Raw genomic sequence first — 19,164 nt, forward strand, 5'->3', positions numbered from 1 at the left:
GGCAAGCGCCCCTGCCGTCACCCTGCCAAAACGACCTATCAGCGCTGCAAAAGACGTAACAGCCCTGTCACTGGCGTTGTTGCGCCGGACGCGGTAGGGCTTGGGGGAATGTGAACGTAAGGGTTTCCCAATGTCCAAGGACCGCAAGCATCCCCTCTCCGATGCCCATCACGACCGCAGCCGCGCGAGCCACGTCCCCGAGACGCCGCAATCGCGCTCACCTTCCTATCGGCTGGCCTATGACGATTTCGATTTCCTCTGCCGGGACGAATTGCGTCCGGTGCGGCTGCAGCTTGAGCTGCTGAAGCCTGAATTGCTCATGCAGGAATACGGCATCGAATCGACCATCGTCCTCTTCGGTGGCGCCCGTATCCCCGAGCCGTCCAAGAAAGATGAGGCCCGGACCAAGACGCTGGCCGGGTTGTCGCGCTACTACGACGAAGCCCGCGAGTTCGCCCGCCTGATGACCCTCAATGGCGGCGAGAACAGCGCGCGGGAACATGTGATCGTGACGGGCGGTGGGCCCGGTGTGATGGAGGCGGGAAACCGCGGGGCGGCAGATGCTGGCGGTGTCTCGATCGGCCTCAACATCGTTCTGCCGCATGAACAGGCGCCCAACCCCTACGTGACGCCCGACCTCTGCTTTAACTTCCACTATTTCGCCATTCGCAAGATGCACTTCCTCATGCGCGCCGAGGCGCTGGCGATCTTTCCGGGCGGGTTCGGGACGATGGACGAACTCTTCGAGAGCCTCACCCTGATCCAGACCGGGCGCATGAAACAAGTGCCGATCCTGCTTTTCGGGCGGGAATTCTGGAAGTCGATCATCAACTTCGAAGCGCTCGCCGATGCCGGCACCATCAGCGAGGAAGACCTTAGCTTGTTCCGCTATGTCGATACGGCACAGGAAGCGGTCGACATCATCCTCAACTGGGGTGAGGCAACGCGGCGCGGGGATATCCCGGGGCGCTAAAGCGTCACGCCGAAACCTGTGTCTCAGATTCTTGGCGGACCGCTTTAATGGATGTGCGCAGGCAGAACGCCAAGCTCAACGCCTTGCGGAAGTTTGGTGACAACCTGCGCACCCTTCACGTCCTTGATCGCATAGCCATAGCCTGCAAGGCGGAATTTCCATTCCCGCGGTGAAAGCGCCTTGGCGCGTTCGCGGGTAATCAGGTCAAGAATGGGCGTCTCGATCATTGCGCCACCGATATCTGCTCGTGCCATCGTTCAATCCTCCTCGGGATCTTTATTGTTCACGATGAGGAAACTGATTGTTCATCGGGGCGGAAATTCACCGGAAATGGGGAAAGTTTGAGGCAGGCAACGCCCCCTTAACTTTTTTGCAGCGCAATGGGCAGGCGGTACAGGCTGAGGAGCCGATGACCGCCCAAGGAGAAGCCGCCCTGAGGTCCATTTGGGGCCCAGGGCGCATTCGTCTTCTTCTTGGTGGAAATACCTCGGAGCGCGAGGCAGAGCCTCGCATCCGCGCGCCCTTCAGGGCGCGCAATCCCTGTGCGCCTTAGGCGCTCTATTTAAGACCGGCTTCTGCCTCGATCTGCTTGCGTGATTTGCGCGCGCGCTCGGTCGCGGATTTGAGCTGGCCACAGGCTGCCATGATGTCATCGCCGCGCGTCTTGCGGATCGGCGAGGCATAGCCCGCTTGGTACACGATATTGGCGAACGCGCGGATACGGTTGTTCGAGGATCGCTTGTAGGGCGACCCGGGCCATTCGTTGAACGGGATCAGATTGATCTTGGCCGGGATATTGTGCCGCTTGATATGGTCGATGAGGCGATGCGCGTCCTCGTCCGTATCATTCACCCCGTCGAGCATCACGTATTCAAAGGTGATCCGCTCCGAGTTCGATGCCTTGGGATAGGCCGCGAGCGCCTCGAGAAGCGTCTCGATGTTCCAACGCTTGTTGATCGGCACAAGCACATCGCGCACATCGTCGGTTGTCGCATGGAAAGAAATCGCGAGGAGACAGCCGATCTCCTCCGCCGTGCGCGCGATCTCCGGCACGACGCCCGAGGTCGACAGCGTGATCCGGCGGCGCGAAAGCGAAATCCCCTCGGGGTCCATCGCGATCTTCATCGCGTCGCGCACGTTCTCAAAGTTATAAAGCGGCTCGCCCATGCCCATGAGCACGATATTGGACAGAAGCCGCGTCTCATCTTTCGGCGCGCCGCGCTCGGGCCATTCGCCAAGATCGTCTCGGGCCATCATGATCTGGCCGACAATCTCGCCCGCTGTCAGGTTCCGGACGAGTTTCTGCGTGCCAGTGTGGCAGAAGGAACAGGTCAGGGTGCAGCCGACCTGTGAGGAAATGCAGAGCGTGCCGCGATCCTCTTCGGGGATATAGACCACCTCGACCTCGTGTCCGCCCGCAATTCGCACAAGATATTTGCGGGTGCCATCGGTCGAGACCTGTTTGCTCACCACCTCGGGGATCTCGATCGAGAACTTCTCTTCGAGCATGGCGCGATAGGGTTTGGCGAGGTTGGTCATCTCGGCAAAGTCGCGCACGCCCCATTGGTAAATCCATTGCCAGATTTGCCCGGTACGCATCTTGGCCTGCTTCTCGGGCGTGCCTGCCTCGATAAGCGCGTCGCGCATTTGGTCGCGGGTGAGCCCGACAAGGTTTACCTTATCGCTCTCCGGCAGTTTGCGCGGAATGGTCATTACGTCCTGCGTGACGGGGGCGCGGGTGGTCATAGGGTCTCTCGGGTCTCAGGAAATCAGGCGCGGTGCATACACCATTAACAGGCAAATGCAAAGATTCCTAATCTTGCCGCCAGTGTCAGGCGCGCTTTTGCCGGGAAAGCGCCGTGCCTGTCTCGCTTTCACTTAGGGCGCGCCGGGCCGGTGCGCCGCGCCCCGCAAGGCGTTCGAGATCGGGAAAGAGCGAAAACATCGCGTCTCGGCCGGTGCAGGTCAGACCGGAAATCGCGCTCTCTGGGCGGCGGCTTTCGATCTGAAGCCCATCGGCGATGATGATCTCGGGTTGATCGAAAAGGAGCACGGTATAGCTCGGCTCCGGCAGGTAGGTCACTTGCGTGATGCCGCTCCACCCGGCAAGCGCGCGCGCCGGAACAAGCACCTCGTGGCTCGCAAAGAGATCACGGAACTCAGTGCCACGGAGCCAAATGCGCTGATCCGGGGCGAGATAGAGATCGCGCACCGGCAGATTCCGCCCAAGCGCGTGGCGCGGGATGAGGGTCGGGGTATCTTCAGGCGACAGGCGGGTCTCTGCGGTGACTTCCCCACGCCAGCGCAGCGGCACAAGGCCACGATCCCGCGACACAACCTTGTCGCCGGGGCGCAGGGCTTCAACGGCGATTTCGCCGCGTTGGGTTGCGATAAGGGTGCCATTCAATACGGCCTGAAGCCCCGTCAAAGAAACGGAGTCCGAGTCCTGTCTGGCGGCGAGGGTCGCCGGGTCCTGCACTGCTCTGCCTCCCGTTGGCGGTTCGCCCGGCCTTTGGTGGCCGATGTCCCCCGCGGTGGCATATAGGGTGCGCGCCCGTGTTTCCGGGCGTCGCGGTGGTCTCTTACTTGCAGCGTTTCTCGGCGTCTTCGACCGATGCGGTGAAGCCGAGAAGCGAGAAGGTATCGACGGTCTTGGTGCCGCGCGACGAGCGGGCGGTCAGAACGGCCTTGGCGCCGCGTTTCATCGCGGTCACGATCTTGGCGTCCTCGGCGGTCGAGGCGGGCCAGGCCCATTCGCCTTCGGTAAAGAGTTCGAAATCGGTGCCATCGACGTCAAGGTTCACGGTCGAGCCCTTGGCGAAGGGATAGCCCCCGGTAAACCCGACCTGCCCGGAGACATTCACGCTCGGGCGAAAGACGACCATCATCAGGATGTCCGAACGGCGCACCGCGACGACACGACCTTCCTTGGTGTTGACGGTTTCCTTGGCGGTTGAGACGGCCCAGCATTCTTTGGGCTCGTTCTCAACGAAAACGCTCCAGTCGGTGACGGCGTTGACCTGATTGTCGCTGCTTTGTTGCGCCGATGCGATGCCTGCGGTCAGCGCGAATGCGGCAGTGATGCCAGCCTTCATACACGCGTTCACGATACGTGATCCCATAATTCACAGCCTCCAAGCTGTTCTTGCCTCTGTCGTCCCACGGTCCGAATTTGTTTTCGGTATGTGCTGCGGGATATTTTCTTCTCGATCAAGTCACATTAGCCTGATTTGGGCGGCAGGGAAAAGACCTGTCGGCACAAATTTGCCTGAAACAGAGGGGTTTGGCATGGCGGGAGCGGTTCCCTTGGTCGAAATCTGGCGCGGTCCGTTCCTCGAGAGCGTTCATGCCGGTCATGCGGTGGTCTGTAATGCGGGCGGGGAGATCGTCGAGGCCTGGGGCGATCCTGAGGCAGTGGTCCTGCCTCGGTCGTCCTCGAAGATGCTTCAGGCCCTACCGCTGATCGAGAGCGGCGCGGCGGATGCAGTGGGTCTCACACGAGAGCAACTCGCGCTCGCCTGTGCCTCGCATAACGGCGCGGCGATTCATTCCGAACGTGTCACCGCATGGCTTGCCGACCTCGGGTTCAGCGACGCGGATTTCTGCTGTGGCCCGCAAGAGCCGCGCGACCTCGAAGCGCGCGATGAGTTGATCCGTGAGGGCAAACCGGTCTGCCGCTATCACAACAACTGCTCGGGCAAGCACTCCGGGTTTCTGACGCTCACAAAGCATCTCAAGGCGGGGCCCGAGTATGTCGCGCTCGACCATCCGGTGCAGAAAGCGGTCAAGGCGGCCTTCGAGGAGGTCACAGAGGAAGATAGCCCCGGCTATGGCGTCGATGGATGTTCCGCGCCGAACTTTGCCGCGACGATGCATGGCATGGCGCGGGCGATGGCCTTCTTTGCCGCCGCCAACCCAGATGGCGACAGGCGGCAAGCGGCGGCGGTGCGCCTGCGCGAAGCAATGGCGGCCTATCCCGAGCTTGTCGCGGGCGAGGGCCGGGCCTGTACCGAATTGATGCGCGCGATGGATCACAAGGTGGCGGTCAAGACCGGGGCCGAGGGGTATTTCGTCGCCATCATCCCGGAAAAGAAGCTCGGCATCGCGGTCAAGATCGCCGATGGCGCGTCGCGCGGGGCGGAATGTATCACGGCGGCGCTTTTGGTGCGGCACGGGGCGCTCGACCCGGCGCATCCGGTGGCACGGAAATACATCGACGGCACGATCAAGAACTGGGACGGGCTGGTGACCGGGCGGATGCGCCCTGTGGAGGGGGTGCTCCCGCCTCTTTGAGACGCGGCAAAGCCGCATCGCAAAGCGTTGGGCATAGCTGGGGGCGCGGCCCCCAGACCCCCATCTCAATTGGGGGCCAGCCCCCAAACCCAACTTTCGATTGGGGGCCAGCCCCCAAACCCCCGGGATATTTCCGGCAAGAGGAAGAGATCAGGCAGCGAAATCGGGTTTCGCGTAGCCTTGGATATAGAGGAGTGCGGTAAGGTCACCGTGGTTGATGCGGATATCGCATTCGGCAGCGACGGAGGGTTTCGCATGAAGCGCAACGCCCGCGCCCGCGAGGCCGAGCATGCCGAGATCGTTCGCTCCATCGCCGACCGCCATCACATCGGCGTGGGCAAGGCCGAGGCGCGCGGTGATGTCCTTGAGGGCCTGCACCTTGGCTTCGCGTCCTAAGATCGGGCGTCCGACATCGCCGGAGAGTTTGCCATCCGCGGTCAAAAGCGTATTGGCGCGGTTCTCGTCAAAGCCAAGGGTGTCTGCGACCCGCGCGGTAAAGGCGGTGAAGCCGCCAGAGACCAGCGCGGCGTAGGCACCATTGGCTTTCATCGTCGCCAAAAGCGCCTTGCCGCCGGGCATGAAGGTAATGCGGGTGTCGAGCACCTTGCCAATGACTGCTTCGTCCAGACCTTTGAGCAGGCCGACCCGTTCGATCAGCGCGCCTTCGAAGTCCAGTTCCCCATTCATGGCGCGGGCGGTGATGTCCTTGACGAAATCGCCCACGCCGACCTCATCGGCCAGCTCGTCGATGCATTCCTGTTGGATCATCGTGGAATCCATATCCGCGAGGAGCATCTTCTTGCGGCGTCCCTCGGCGGGCAGAACGATGAGGTCGACACCCATGCCCTGAAGTTCAGCCCAAACCTCCCATTGGTTCGCGGGCAAGGTCTCGAGCGGGAATTCGGCGGCTTCGTCCGGGGCGAGCCATGTCGCCTCGCCGCCGCCCCAGGCATTGCGCAGCGAGTCGACCAAGGCCGGGTCGAGCGACGGGGTGGAGGGGGCGGTCAGAAGCGTGGCGATGAACATGGGGGTCTCCCGTGAATGAGTCGCCTTGGGCCTTAGCAAAGGGTTGCGAGCAAGGCCAGCCGTTCACGTGTCGCGGCGGCGAAGTTTCCGATAGGCGTCAGGGCGCGTCGCTTTTTGAGCGCGAACAGTCGCCTTGCGTGCATTTTCCTGTTGTGCGGGCGCAGCATTGGCCCTAAGTCGGTCCGTGGGACACCCCTCCCCAACGAGGGGCGCTTATCTGGAAGGGTAGCACTTATGGCTATGCATCAACCGGCAACGCGGCCGGCAAATCCGCGTTTTTCCTCTGGCCCCTGCGCCAAACCCCCCACATTCACGCTCGATAAACTCGCCGATGCCGCTCTTGGTCGCTCGCACCGTGCCGCTGTTGGCAAGGACAAGCTCAAGGCCGCGATTGAAGGCACACGCGAGATTCTCGGCATTCCTGCGGATTACAAGATCGGCATCGTGCCGGCGTCGGATACTGGCGCTGTCGAGATGGCGATGTGGAGCCTCCTCGGCGCGCGTGGCGTCGAGATGCTGGCCTGGGAATCCTTTGGCTCGGGCTGGGTCACCGATGTGAACAAACAGCTCAAGCTCGACGCCGTGGTGAAAACCGCCGATTACGGCGAGATCGTTGATCTTGCCTCGGTCGATTTCGCCAATGACGTTGTCTTTACTTGGAACGGCACGACCTCGGGCGTGCGGGTGCCGAACGGCGATTGGATTCCGGCGGACCGCGAAGGCCTGACCATCTGTGACGCGACCTCGGCGGCGTTTGCCATGGACCTGCCCTGGGACAAGCTCGATGTGACGACCTTCTCCTGGCAGAAAGTGCTTGGCGGCGAAGCGGCGCACGGGATGCTTATCCTGAGCCCCCGGGCGGTTGAACGCCTTGAGAGCTACACGCCTGCATGGCCGCTTCCGAAGATTTTCCGCCTGACTAAGGGCGGCAAGCTCATCGACGGGATCTTTACCGGCGCGACGATCAACACGCCTTCGATGCTCGCGGTTGAGGATTACCTCTTCGCGCTTGATTGGGCGCGTTCCGAGGGCGGCCTTGAAGGGCTGATCGCGCGGGCCAATGCCAATACCAAGGCCGTGGCCGACTTCGTCGAGATGCATGATTGGGTCGATTTCCTTGCCCATGATCCGGCAACGATGTCGAACACCTCGGTCTGCCTCAAGTTCACCGACGCGCGCATCAAGGACGGTGCCGCCTTTGCCAAGGCCGTGGCCAAGCGCCTCGAGGCGGAAGATATCGCGCTTGATATCGGCGCGTATCGCGATGCGCCTCCGGGTCTACGGATCTGGTGTGGCGGCACGGTCGAGACCTCCGACGTGGCGGCGATGCTGCCCTGGCTCGAATGGGCCTTTGAGGCCGAAATCGAAGCGCAAGCGTAAGCGAGTGCCGGGCCAAAGCCCGGCCTCCGTCATCTATTCCAACATCGTAGTCCGGGCATTTGCCCGGCACCCCGACCCAATCAAAGGACCAAACACATGGCTCCCAAAGTTCTCGTATCCGACAAACTCAGCGAAACCGCCGTGCAGATCTTCCGCGATCGCGGCATCGACGTCGATTTCATGCCCGACCTTGGCAAGGACAAGGACAAGCTCGCCGAGGTGATCGGCCAGTATGACGGTCTTGCGATCCGCTCCGCGACCAAGGTCACGCCGACGATCCTCGAAGCTGCCACGAACCTCAAGGTCGTCGGTCGCGCCGGGATCGGCACCGACAACGTTGATAAGGAAGCGGCGTCGAAAAAGGGTGTGATCGTCATGAACACCCCCTTCGGCAACATGATTACCACCGCCGAGCACGCCATCGCGATGATGTTCGCCGTGGCCCGCCAGATCCCCGAAGCCTCCGCCTCGACCCATGCGGGCAAGTGGGAGAAGTCGAAATTTATGGGTGTTGAGCTTACCAACAAGACCCTTGGCGTCATCGGTGCGGGCAATATCGGCGGTATCGTCTGCGACCGTGCACGCGGTCTCAAGATGAAGGTCATCGCGTATGACCCCTTCCTGGGTCAGGAGAAGGCCGACAAGATGGGCGTCGAGAAGGTCGAGCTTGACGAGCTTCTGAGCCGTGCGGATTTCATCACGCTGCACGTGCCGCTGACCGATACGACCCGCAATATCCTCTCGAAAGAGAACCTCGAGAAAACCAAGAAAGGCGTGCGGATCATCAACTGTGCGCGCGGCGGTCTCGTGGACGAAGCGGCGCTGGCAGAGATGCTTAAGTCGGGTCATGTCGCGGGCGCAGCCTTTGACGTGTTCTCGGAAGAACCGGCCAAGGAGAACCCGCTCTTCAACCTGCCCAACGTGGTCTGCACTCCGCACCTCGGCGCGGCGACCACCGAGGCACAGGAGAACGTGGCGCTTCAGGTCGCGGATCAGATGGCGAACTACCTCCTGACCGGCGCCGTGGAAAACGCGCTCAACATGCCGAGCGTGACCGCGGAAGAAGCCAAGATCATGGGCCCGTGGATCAAGCTTGCCGATCACCTTGGCGCCTTCTCGGGCCAGATGACCGACGAGCCGATCAAGGCGATCAACATCCTCTATGACGGTGTGGTCTCCGAGATGAACCTCGAGGCGCTGAACTGCTCGGTCGTGGCGGGGATCATGAAAAAGGCCAACCCGGACGTGAACATGGTGTCGGCCCCGGTTGTCGCCAAAGAGCGTGGCATCAAGATTTCGACCACGAACCAGGACAAGTCGGGCGCGTTTGATGGCTATATCAAGGTCACTGTTGTGACCGACAAACGCGAGCGTTCCATCGCGGGCACCGTGTTCTCGGATGGCAAGCCGCGCTTTATCCAGATCAAGGGCATCAACATCGACGCCGAGATCGGCGCCAACATGGTCTATACCACCAACGAAGACGTGCCAGGCATTATCGGCACCCTTGGTCAGACCCTTGGCGAGAACGGCGTCAACATCGCGAACTTTACCCTTGGTCGTGCCGATGTCGGCGGCGAAGCCATCGCGCTTCTCTACGTGGACGCGCCGGTGGCGTCTGCGACCCTCGACAAGCTCTGCCAGACCGGCATGTTCGGTCAGGTGAAAGCGCTTCAGTTCGACGTCGAGTAATCACGCGACAACTTCGTGAAATTCTGCGCCGCCCCTGTCCGGGGCGGCGTTTTGCGTTTAGGCAGGAGAGAACAGGACAAGGACCGTTTGCATGACCGCGCCCCTCTACGCCATTGGCGATATTCACGGACAGAAAACCATGCTCGAAGATGCGCTTGCGCGGATCGAGGCGGACGGCGGGCGCGATGCCGAGATCGTCTTTCTTGGCGACCTCGTGGATCGCGGGCCGGAGAGCGCCGGGGTGATTGACCTATTGCAGACGGGCGTGGCCGAGGGGCGCAACTGGACCGTGCTACGCGGCAACCACGACCGGATGTATTCCTGTTTCATGGAGGAATTACCCCGGCCCGATCCCTTTGTCCTGCTTGGGATGGATTGGTTCAGCGAGAGGATCGGTGGGCGCAGCACGCTGGCCTCTTACGGGATCGAGACGGACGACTCGTCACGCTATTTTCAGGTCCACGCCGAGGCGCGGGAGGTGATCCCGCAGGCGCATGTGGATTTCATGGCCGCACTTCCGGCCTATCGTCTCGTCGGGAATCTTCTTTTCGTCCACGCGGGCATTCGCCCCGAGGTCGCCCTTGAGGATCAGAGCGAAGATGATCTCTGCTGGATCCGGCAGGAATTCCTCGACTATCGCGCGCCGCATCCGTGGCTTGTCGTGCATGGACACACGCCGCAGAAGGCTCCGGTGCATGAAGGCAACCGGGTGAACCTCGATTCCGGCGCAGGATATGGACGGCCGATCACGGCGGCGGTTTTCGAAGGCGATCAGGTGCATGTTCTGGAAGAGACCGGACGGCGCGCCCTTCGGCCCTGATCGCGCGGGATTCCGTTACGTCCAACGCGGCTTTGCGAGACTTTCCCGTGTTTCTGCGGGTTTGCCGGAGGCGATGCCGGGCGTAGTGTGTCGCCAACCGAGGAATAGGAGGTTTCCATGACGGATATTGTGATTCTCGACGGTGCACGCACCGCAATCGGCACCTTTGGCGGTTCGCTCGCCGGTACCGCCCCGATCGATCTTGGCGCGACGGCGGCCAAGGCGGCGATGGAGCGGTCTGGCGTCGAAGGCGGCCAGATCGGCCACGTTGTCTTTGGCCATGTCATCAACACCGAGCCGCGCGACATGTATCTCAGCCGCGTGGCTGCGATGAACGCGGGCATTCCCGACACCACGCCGGCGATGAATGTGAACCGCCTTTGCGGCTCCGGCGCACAGGCCATCGTGTCGGCGGCACAGTCGCTCATGCTTGGCGATGCGGATTTTGCGCTTGCAGGCGGTGCAGAGAGCATGAGCCGCGCGCCCTATATCGTCCCGTCCCAGCGTTGGGGCCAGAAGATGGGCGACGTGCAGACCCTCGACATGATGCTCGGCGCGCTCAACTGCCCGTTCGGCACCGGCCATATGGGTGTCACCGCAGAGAACGTCGCGGATGAACATGACGTGAGCCGCGATGACATGGACGCTTTCGCGCTCGAGAGCCAGCAGCGTGCGGCGGCGGCCATCGAAGCCGGTCATTTCAAGAGCCAGATCGTTCCGGTCGAGGTCAAGGTCAAGCGCGACATGGTCGCCTTTGACACGGACGAGCATCCGACGCCCTCGACGACGGAGAGCCTTGGCAAACTGCGCCCTGTGTTCAAGAAAGACGGTCGCGTCACGGCGGGCAACGCCTCGGGGATCAACGATGGTGGCGCGGCGCTCGTGCTGGCGCGGGCCGATGCGGCAGAGAAGGCGGGCCTCAAGCCCAAGGCGCGCATTCTTGGCTATGCCCATGCCGGTGTCCGCCCCGAGGTCATGGGGATTGGTCCGGTGCCGGCGGTCGAGAACCTGCTCGCCAAGACCGGGATGTCGATCACCGATTTTGACGTGATCGAATCCAACGAAGCCTTCGCCGCTCAGGCGATTGCGGTCAACAAAGGGCTTGGTCTCGATACTTCCAAGGTCAACCCGAACGGTGGCGCGATTGCGCTTGGCCATCCGGTTGGCGCGACGGGCTGCATCATCACCGTGAAGGCGCTTTACGAGCTCGAGCGGATCGGCGGCAAACGCGCGCTCATCACCATGTGCATCGGCGGCGGTCAGGGCATCGCCATCGCCATCGAGCGTCTCTGATCAACATGTTTCGGCGCGGGGGAAGACCCTCGCGCCGGATCTTTCGCACCACCGCGATACAGACGCGATACCGACGGAATACCGACGTTGGATTTGGTCCCTATTCCACCCAAATCTCTGCCCGATCCGCGCGCCCCTTGGCGTCGATGATTGTCACCGTTGAGGCCCCCTTTTCGTCGAACGGCAGGGTGATCTCGCGCCGCCGAATGTCGCTGGCCAATGGGCGACCATTGGCAAGGATCGTATAGGGCAAAGCGCCTGCCCGGACTTTCACCGTAAGCCCCCCTTCAAGCCCCACAAGCCTTGCGCCATTGGGCGGAAAGGTCATGCGCGGGGCGTCTGGGCTACGCTCAAAAACGGCATTGCGTCCTTGGAACCGGCGTAGCGGCTCGGGCAGGTCCGCAGAGCCGAGAAGCAGGGTTTCCGGCGGTGGCGGCCCCAGTGGGTCGAGCGCGGGCTTCAGGCGCTGGAAGGCCTCGAACAGCACCGGCGCCGCGACCTCTCCGCCAAATGCGCCCGGCACCGGCGTCCCATCCGGCCGCCCAATCCAAACAGCCCCCACATGCCGCCCGTCATAGCCCACGGCCCAAGCGTCGCGGTGGCCATAGCTTGTCCCGGTCTTGTAGGCGAGGCCGCTTTGCGGCGCGCCGGGTGGCGGGGTGAGGGCAGAGAGGATATGCCCGATTTGCCAAGCGGCAGAGTGGCTTACGACCTGTGAAACAGGCTCTGAAACAAGGGTTTTCGACCAATGTAGCGGCACGGCTTTACCGCCGTTCCCAAGCATCGCATAGAGGCGCAAGAGGTCTTCCATCGTGACGCCGACACCGCCCAACGCCATGGCGAGGCCGGGTTTTCCCGTCGGCAGGCGCGGCGTGCCGCCGGTCTTGCGCAGCGCCGACATCAGCCGAGCAGGGCCGATTTGATCGGTGATGAGGATGACGGGGATATTTAGCGACAGGCGCAGCGCCTCGGCCACCCGCAACTCGCCGCGAAAGGCCCCATCGAAGTTCTGCGGCGCGTAAGAGCCAAAGCGCACGGGCGCATCGTTGATGAGCGTTTCGGGATGAATGAGGCCCTGATCGAAGCCCATCGCGTAGACTAACGGTTTGAGCGTCGAGCCAGGCGAGCGGAGCGCACGGGTCATATCGACAAACCCTTCGCGGCGCGTATCGTCATAGGCGGCAGAACCGACAGAGGCGAGGATTTCTCCGCTTTGGTGGTCAGCGATCATCAGCGCGATAGAGAGCCGATCTCCCGCCTTTTCCATAGTGTCGGCAGCGAGGGATTCCAGCGATGCCTGAAGCGTCGCATCAAGGGTCAGGTCATGGCGTAGGGCGTCCGGAGAGTCGGCAAGCGCCCGGTCAGCCAAATGTGGCGCGAGCGCGGGGAAAGCTCTACGCCTGTTGGGCATGGCATCACGGATGGCGGCCTTGGCGGTCTCGGGATCGAGGGTGCCACCCGTCAGGCGGGTGAGAACCCGATTTCGGGCCGCGCGCGCGGCCAAGGGTGCACGATCTGGACGCCGCGTTTCGGGGCTTTGCGGCAGGGCGATAAGAAAGGCGGCCTCGGCGGGTGTGAGGCGGGTCGGCTCCTTGCCGAACCAAGCCAGCGTTGCCGCCCGGATGCCTTCGAGATTGCCACCGAAGGGCGCGTGGGTCAGGTAGAGCGTCAGGATATCGTCTTTGCTGAGGCGACGCTCTATCGCCATTGCGAGGCGCATTTGACGCAATTTTCCGCGCCAACGCCGGGTTGACCCATCTTCGAGCAGCCGTGCGACCTGCATCGTCAGGGTCGAGCCGCCAGAGATAACGTTTCCGCTTAAGAGGGCCTGCCATGCGGCGCGCGCGAGGGCGATGGGATCAACACCAACGTGCCGGTAGAAGCGTTTGTCCTCGTAGGCAATCAGCATGTCCAGATAACGGCGATCCACACGCCCCGGCGTCGCGCCAAGGCGCCATAGCCCGTCCTCTACAGTATAGGCGCGCAGCAGAGCACCATCGCGGTCGCGGACCTCGGCAGAGGTTGCGCTCAGGAGAGGGGGCATCTCGGTCGCGTCGATCCAGTCGTCAATCGCATCCCGCCCGGCCGCGCCAAAAAGCAGCGCGGCGACAAGTGCAAAGGGGGCGAAGCGGCGGATCATTCGGCCACCGTCACCTCGCCGCTGGCGGTATTGGCGCGGTATTGCGGGCGATACATATCCTCGACCGAAGCGGCTGGATGATGGAACGTCCCCGGCGACACGGCGCGCAGCATGTAGGCGAGGCGGAAGCTCTTGTCCGAGCGCCAATCCACTGCGGCAAGGAAGCGATCCGAGCGGAACTCGGCGTTCTGTGTCGCGGCGGGTTTGAGCCAGTCGAGTTCGCGGATATCGCCGCTTGCCAGAAGGTTGGGATTGTCGATCTCGAACCCGGCGGGAAGCGGGTCGTTGACCATGAGACGCGCGCCGCCTTTCTCGAACGGTGTCACGGTGAGGACAGCGACGAGGCGATCCCCGGATCGGGCGCCGTCGAGCGTTGCCGGTTGGCCATCGGTGGTGAAATAACTGCGCTCGATCGAATAGCCATAGCCCCCCGCCGTGAGCGGGTAGTTCGGCACACCAAGTGACGTCACGGTCAGGTAGGTATCGCGCTCGCCTTGATTGCTGATGAGGAGAGGATCAAAGGCCAGCTCGTTCTCGAAGCTTCGGATGAGCGGGCCGTCCTGTGCCGTGCCGTTGACTGTCAGGGAACCGCTTGCGCTATCTTCGATGAGGGCGTTTGCCGCCATCAGGGACCAAACGGATTCCTGAGTCGAAAGCGACCGATCCGCGTTGCCGATGCGGGCCGAAAGGCGATCGCGGTCGATACGGGCGCTTCCCGCTTCGACGGCGAGGGTCAGGAGGCCCGCTGTGTCGCGCAGGTTGGTGCCATAGTCGACGCGCCAGAGCGGCTTTGACGCATCCTGCATCCGCCCGTCCATCAGGCGCGATGCGATATCGAACATGCGGTCCGCGCGGGTTTGGTCGCCGTAGAAGGCAAGCGCTGCGCCGATCTGAGCGGCGGCGAGCGGCGTGGCGAAGGCCTCGGCCTTGACGTCTGCGTAATAGCGCAGATCGCCCATATTGGCCGCGCCTTCACGCGCCAAGACCATCAGCGCATAGGCAATGTCTTCGCCGCCCTTGTCGAAGTCGGGCGCATAGTTCACCCGGTTGCGCAGGTTGTCGAGCGCGGTGCGAAAGGCGCGATCCGGCACGTCATAGCCTTTGCCGCGTGCACGGCTCAGGAAATCGGACACATAGGCATCGAGCCAGAAATCGCCCGATCCCGCGCGCCAGAGACCGAAGGCGCCGTTGCTTGCTTGCCGGGTGAGAATGACGGAGATGGCGTCGTCGATGCGGGATTGCATCTTCTCTTCTGCGCCCATGCCGAGGGCGTTGCTCACTGATTCAAAATAGAGCAGCGGAAGGGCCTTGGAGGTGATCTGCTCGGTGCAGCCATATGGATAGCGATCCAGCGTGCGCAAGAGGCCCGGCGCATCGAAGCGGGCGATTGGGCCAGCGGAGATCACGGCGGACCCTGTGCCGGGGCGCAGATTGGCAAAGAGGTTCGCGTCGAGCATGAAGCTGTCGCCCGCCGCGAGAGAGAGGCGCTGTGTCGTGCTGATTTCGGGATCATTGGCGCGCACAGGTAGCGTCAGGGACTTCACCAGTTGCTTGCCATCAGGCGTTGTCAGGGCGATGCGTAGAATATGGTCTCCGACTTCCGAGGCCCGAACCGGGATCGAAAGCTGTTCCGTCGCGCCTTTGTCGAGGCTAAGGCCAGAAGGCACGGAGCCTGCGAGCGTCACACCCTCGCCAGAGACATCAAGGCCCATGCGACCGGTTGCGCCTTCGACATGGGTCAGTTCGAGAAGCAGGCGGCTTTCATCACCTGGGGCAAGGAAGCGCGGTAGGCTCGCGGTCACGACGACCGGATCGCGGACGATGGTCTCGGTATCGGCTTGTCCAACGGCGGACGGCGTCCAAGCGATGGCCATGAGGCGGACAGAGCCGTTGAATTCGGGCATGTCGAAGGAAATTGTCGCCGTACCTCCCGAGCCGATTTCGACCGGCCCTTCAAAATAGGCGACGAGTTCTTCGGTCGGGGGCGGGGATTGGAACGAAGCCCCTGCCGCCGCATCACCGCCAGAGCGCAGCGCGCCCATCTCGCCAGAAAGTCCGTCGATCAGGCGGCCATAGATATCGCGGATCTCCATGCCAAGGCGGCGCTGGCCGAAATAGTGATCGGACGGGTCGGGCGATTTGAAACCGGTCATGTTGAGGATACCGACATCCACCGCCGCGAGCGTCACGTAGGCCGTTTCGCCCTCAGCGATACCATCGACACTGACCACGACGTCAAGCGGGCCGCGCGGGGCGGCGATCTCGGGGGCGTCAATCGACACAGCGAGCTTCTTGTCGCCGGGATCAATCGAGGCATGGGCAAGACCAAGGGCGCGGGATGGTGTTTGTTCGGCCTCTGCATCCGCCGGACGCAGCACCGAGGCCGTCACGTAGGCGCCGGTGCCCCAATCGTCGGTGACGGGCACGGGGATGAGGTTCTCGCCCTCATCGACATCCACCGCCTGCTTGGCGATGAGGCGGTTGGACATGACCGAGACGAGCGCCGTCCCGGCAAAGCGCGGCACAACCCGGAGCATCGCGGTCTCACCGGGTTTATAGGCCGGTTTGTCGAGCGATAGTTCAAGCATATCGGGAGTCTTGCTCGTATCGGCGGGGACATACCAACCGGCGTAGAAATCGGTCGAGCTTGCGACATATGGGCCGGAGGTGGTTTCGACGACGAGCTCATATTCGCCCCAGTCTACCCCGGCAGTAACCTCGACGGGGGCATCCCCGAGTGTGATATCACCTCCAGCGATCCGGGTCCGGCGCGTAAGCGGCTCCCAGTCCCAATTTCCATAGCGATGATACCATTGGTAGGTCGTGCGCACGCGGTTGAGTGTCCATTTTACCTGCATCGGTGCTGTGTGGCCGTCGGGGTGCACGGCGGCGAGTTCGAAGCCTGCATCGCTACCTTCGCGCACGACACCCTCGTCAAAGAGCGGTTTGATCCCGATCAGGGGGGTATCAAGGGCGATTGGCGCTGTTTCACGACGTTCGACCGGCCGGCCCGAGCCTTCGAACACACGCGTTGTGATCTGAAGTTCGAGGGGGCGTCCGCTTTGCTCTGTGTCCGGGATCGGCAGGTCCAGGAGGGATTGACCGTTGGCGTCGGTCTCCTTGGCCGAGAAATACTCGGTCCTTGCGTTGAAGCGTTCGTCGTGACGGCCAAAATGGTAACCCTTGTAGCCCTCAAGCGTGTCGCGGGCGCGCAGGGTGGCCTGTCCCTCGACGCGCAAACCAGCTCCCGGCGCGCCGAAGAGATAGCGCGCGTCGAGTGTCGCCGTGGCGGGCTTGGCGCGGGAAAGGGGCGTTTCGGACAGGGTAAGATCAAAGTCGATCCGCTCGGGCAGGAAGTCCTCGACCAGCAGTTTTTCAACCGCCAGCGGCGCCGCTTCGGGGTCGCTCAGGATCGCGAGCTTCCACGTGCCACGCGGCACGGTAGCACCCAATGGGAAGGAAAAGACATGCCCGCCTGCGGCCTCGGCAGAGGAAAGGCGGCGCGCATATTCAACACCATCGGGGCGGGTCAATGTCGCGGTGAGGGGCAGGTCCGTGAGCGCTTTGGCAACTGCATCGCGGGCCAGTGCGGTCGCGTGGATTGTTTCTCCTGCGCGATAGGCGCCGCGATCCGTGGCAAGGAACACATCGACAGGCGGGGCAGGCGGATTACCCTCGACGCCCCGGTCCGAAAGATCAAAGGCCGGATCAGTAAGCGACAGGAAGGAGAAATCCTCGCCGCTCTCCATCAAGAGCATTGCGGGAGCTTGGCTTCCTTTGCCGCGGATCAGACCTGCCTCAAATAGGGCATAGCCGTTGGCATCCGCTTGTGTCGTACCTAGAACGCGATTGCTTCGCGACAGAAGGGTCAGCTTGGTCTCTGACAAGGCAGAGGCGTTCGACAGGGCGCGCAGCATGACGTGAAGCCCGTCCGTCCCCGAAAGCGTGGTTGCACCGATATCGGAGAGGATGAACCATTGCGTCGTCGCGGTTTCGTCATAGCGGTCCGCACCGGGAAGATCCGCCGTCAGGGCATAGAGGCCGGTCGGCAGATCCTTGATGATATCGCCCATGGGAAGGCGGGTCGTCATGTCGATGTTGAGCGTGTTCTCAACCATGCCTTCGCCGGTCCAGACGTCCTCGGCGATGTCGCTGCTGAAGCTGTCCATCTGCCAATGGCGCAGGGGTTGGCCAAAATAGTCGTCTTGCAAGGTCCGCAGAATATTGCGGTCGCTCACGCGTTGAAGACGTAGCGTGATGATGTCGAGGTTGACGGTTTCGATGGGAAGACCTGCTTCTTCTGTGCGCGGTAGAACGTAGGCGCGACCGGGGAAGCGCACCGCCGGAGAGCGATCGCGAACATAGAGCGTCAGTTCGGTATCGCGGGCCAGAGTTTCGCCGCTTTCCGCCGGAAGCCCTTTGCGGAAGGTCAGGCGATAGCGCTCGCCGTGCGACACGCCAGTGACACAGATGCGGCGTTCTTCGGCCTCGACGGCAAGGCGCTGGTCGGGCAGGCGCAGGTAGGTGGCATAGTCGACGCCCGCTTTGACCAGAGGTTCGTTGAACTCGGCACAGATGCGCGGTTCGGCGAGGTCGCTTTCGACGCTATGTTCGCTAATCCGGAAGCCGTATTTGGCGATGGCCTTGTCGAGCGCGGAAATCACATCATCTCGGGGCTGGATCGCTTCGGCGAGGCGCAGAACGTTCAGGCTCTGCCGGCCTTTGCCGGTTTCCTCGAACATCTCGGCCATGACCATGAGAGAGGAGACGCGCGCCGGATCGTTCGGGGCTCGAAGATAGGCGTTGATGCTTCCATAGAGGGCGCGGCGCAGGTAACGGTTCTTGTCTTTCTGGCCGGGCGCGACTTCGCGATTTAGCCGCGCATATTCGAGCCAAAGATCGCTCTTGTCGGTCTTGGCAACCGCCGCTCCGGTCCAGCGCATGGCATTGAGCGTATCGCCATCGGCGCGTCGCTTCTGGGCGGCGTCGAGCAGGGCTTCGACAGTCCACGGGCCACCGGCATGGATGCGACCGATCTGTTCGGCCTGTGACCGGGCCTCGCGCCAATCATATGCGGACAGAAAGGCAAGATCGGGAGCGCGGTTCTGGCCAAGGGCGAGTGTCCGTTGATCTGTTTCGAAGATCTCAGCAGAGATGGCGCCTTCGTAGGGTTGGCGGTCAGAGATATTCTTCTTGGGAAAGCAAGATCCGGCGCGGGAATTGAAGGTAAACGCCTTGCACTCGGAGTTGGCGATGCAGGCTTTGCTACAGGCTTCGAAGGTTGTGTCGAATATATTGGTCAAATCCCCGCCGTAGAAATCCACATCCCGGCTCACAATGGCCCGCCGTTCGGGGATCATATCCTCTTGGGCAAAGGCGAACTGAGCCGTGAGAAGCCCAAGGACGGTCGCGAGAAAAAGGCGCATATCACTCTCCATGAAACAATGCGCGCATGGTGGCATGTGTGCCGCCACCGTGGCAACGATTCCTCCGGTCGGGTTTAAGCCAGTCTTTACCCGTTCACGCCAAATATGAGTCGGCGAAGCG

Annotated in this window: 13 protein-coding genes; 6 read left to right on the forward strand and 7 right to left on the reverse strand. The window is 62.4% G+C overall.

The window, feature by feature from the left end:
- Nucleotides 1–130 precede the first annotated feature (130 nt).
- Entirely contained in the window at nt 131–973 is an 843-nt protein-coding gene (locus R1W01_RS07920; protein WP_243611695.1) for a TIGR00730 family Rossman fold protein, read from the forward strand.
- Nucleotides 974–1,017: 44 nt separating this feature from the next.
- On the opposite strand, the gene R1W01_RS07925 is transcribed toward R1W01_RS07920, so the two are convergent.
- From R1W01_RS07925 to R1W01_RS07940, 4 genes are all read right to left on the reverse strand, one after another.
- Nucleotides 1,018–1,227 carry a hypothetical protein gene (locus R1W01_RS07925; RefSeq protein WP_243611696.1) on the reverse strand — a complete coding sequence of 70 codons (210 nt, stop codon included), beginning with the start codon at nt 1,225–1,227 and terminating at the stop codon, nt 1,018–1,020.
- Between the two features lie 304 nt (nt 1,228–1,531).
- Nucleotides 1,532–2,719, reverse strand: coding sequence for a 23S rRNA (adenine(2503)-C(2))-methyltransferase RlmN (gene rlmN / locus R1W01_RS07930; RefSeq protein WP_297754496.1), 1,188 nt, complete (start codon nt 2,717–2,719; stop codon nt 1,532–1,534).
- Nucleotides 2,720–2,804: 85 nt separating this feature from the next.
- Nucleotides 2,805–3,452, reverse strand: a complete 648-nt coding sequence (locus R1W01_RS07935) for a Hint domain-containing protein (RefSeq protein ID WP_297754493.1) — start codon at nt 3,450–3,452, stop codon at nt 2,805–2,807.
- 103 nt (nt 3,453–3,555) lie between these two features.
- A complete protein-coding gene (locus tag R1W01_RS07940; RefSeq protein ID WP_243611699.1) occupies nt 3,556–4,095 on the reverse strand; it encodes an invasion associated locus B family protein in 540 nt (179 codons plus the stop codon).
- Nucleotides 4,096–4,261: 166 nt separating this feature from the next.
- On the opposite strand from R1W01_RS07940, the gene R1W01_RS07945 reads away from it, so the two are divergent.
- Nucleotides 4,262–5,266 (forward strand): asparaginase, encoded by a 1,005-nt coding sequence (locus tag R1W01_RS07945; RefSeq protein WP_297754490.1) that lies wholly within the window; start codon nt 4,262–4,264, stop codon nt 5,264–5,266.
- A 150-nt stretch (nt 5,267–5,416) separates the two neighbouring features.
- Here the strand turns inward: R1W01_RS07945 and serB are convergent, their stop codons facing one another.
- On the reverse strand, nt 5,417–6,292 hold the full coding sequence (gene serB / locus R1W01_RS07950) for a phosphoserine phosphatase SerB (protein ID WP_297754487.1): 876 nt from the start codon (nt 6,290–6,292) through the stop codon (nt 5,417–5,419).
- Nucleotides 6,293–6,526: 234 nt separating this feature from the next.
- Between serB and R1W01_RS07955 the strand changes: the two genes are divergently transcribed.
- The 4 genes from R1W01_RS07955 to R1W01_RS07970 all read left to right on the forward strand — a co-directional run bounded on the left by R1W01_RS07955 (nt 6,527) and on the right by R1W01_RS07970 (nt 11,477).
- On the forward strand, nt 6,527–7,672 hold the full coding sequence (locus tag R1W01_RS07955) for a phosphoserine transaminase (RefSeq protein WP_243611702.1): 1,146 nt from the start codon (nt 6,527–6,529) through the stop codon (nt 7,670–7,672).
- Nucleotides 7,673–7,768: 96 nt separating this feature from the next.
- Nucleotides 7,769–9,364 carry a phosphoglycerate dehydrogenase gene (serA, locus tag R1W01_RS07960; protein WP_297754484.1) on the forward strand — a complete coding sequence of 532 codons (1,596 nt, stop codon included), beginning with the start codon at nt 7,769–7,771 and terminating at the stop codon, nt 9,362–9,364.
- 91 nt (nt 9,365–9,455) lie between these two features.
- Entirely contained in the window at nt 9,456–10,184 is a 729-nt protein-coding gene (locus R1W01_RS07965; RefSeq protein WP_243611704.1) for a metallophosphoesterase family protein, read from the forward strand.
- Nucleotides 10,185–10,301: 117 nt separating this feature from the next.
- On the forward strand, nt 10,302–11,477 hold the full coding sequence (locus R1W01_RS07970; protein WP_243611705.1) for an acetyl-CoA C-acyltransferase family protein: 1,176 nt from the start codon (nt 10,302–10,304) through the stop codon (nt 11,475–11,477).
- 100 nt (nt 11,478–11,577) lie between these two features.
- On the opposite strand, the gene pbpC is transcribed toward R1W01_RS07970, so the two are convergent.
- Together pbpC and R1W01_RS07980 are read right to left on the reverse strand one after the other, a co-directional pair.
- Complete coding sequence (gene pbpC / locus R1W01_RS07975) at nt 11,578–13,617, reverse strand: penicillin-binding protein 1C (RefSeq protein WP_317275185.1); 2,040 nt, start codon at nt 13,615–13,617, stop codon at nt 11,578–11,580.
- Entirely contained in the window at nt 13,614–19,043 is a 5,430-nt protein-coding gene (locus R1W01_RS07980) for an alpha-2-macroglobulin family protein (RefSeq protein WP_297754477.1), read from the reverse strand. Before R1W01_RS07980 ends, pbpC begins: the two co-directional genes overlap by 4 nt.
- Nucleotides 19,044–19,164 lie beyond the last annotated feature (121 nt).

The organism is Shimia sp. FJ5 (assembly GCF_032918335.1).
GTDB lineage: Bacteria > Pseudomonadota > Alphaproteobacteria > Rhodobacterales > Rhodobacteraceae > Shimia > Shimia aestuarii_A.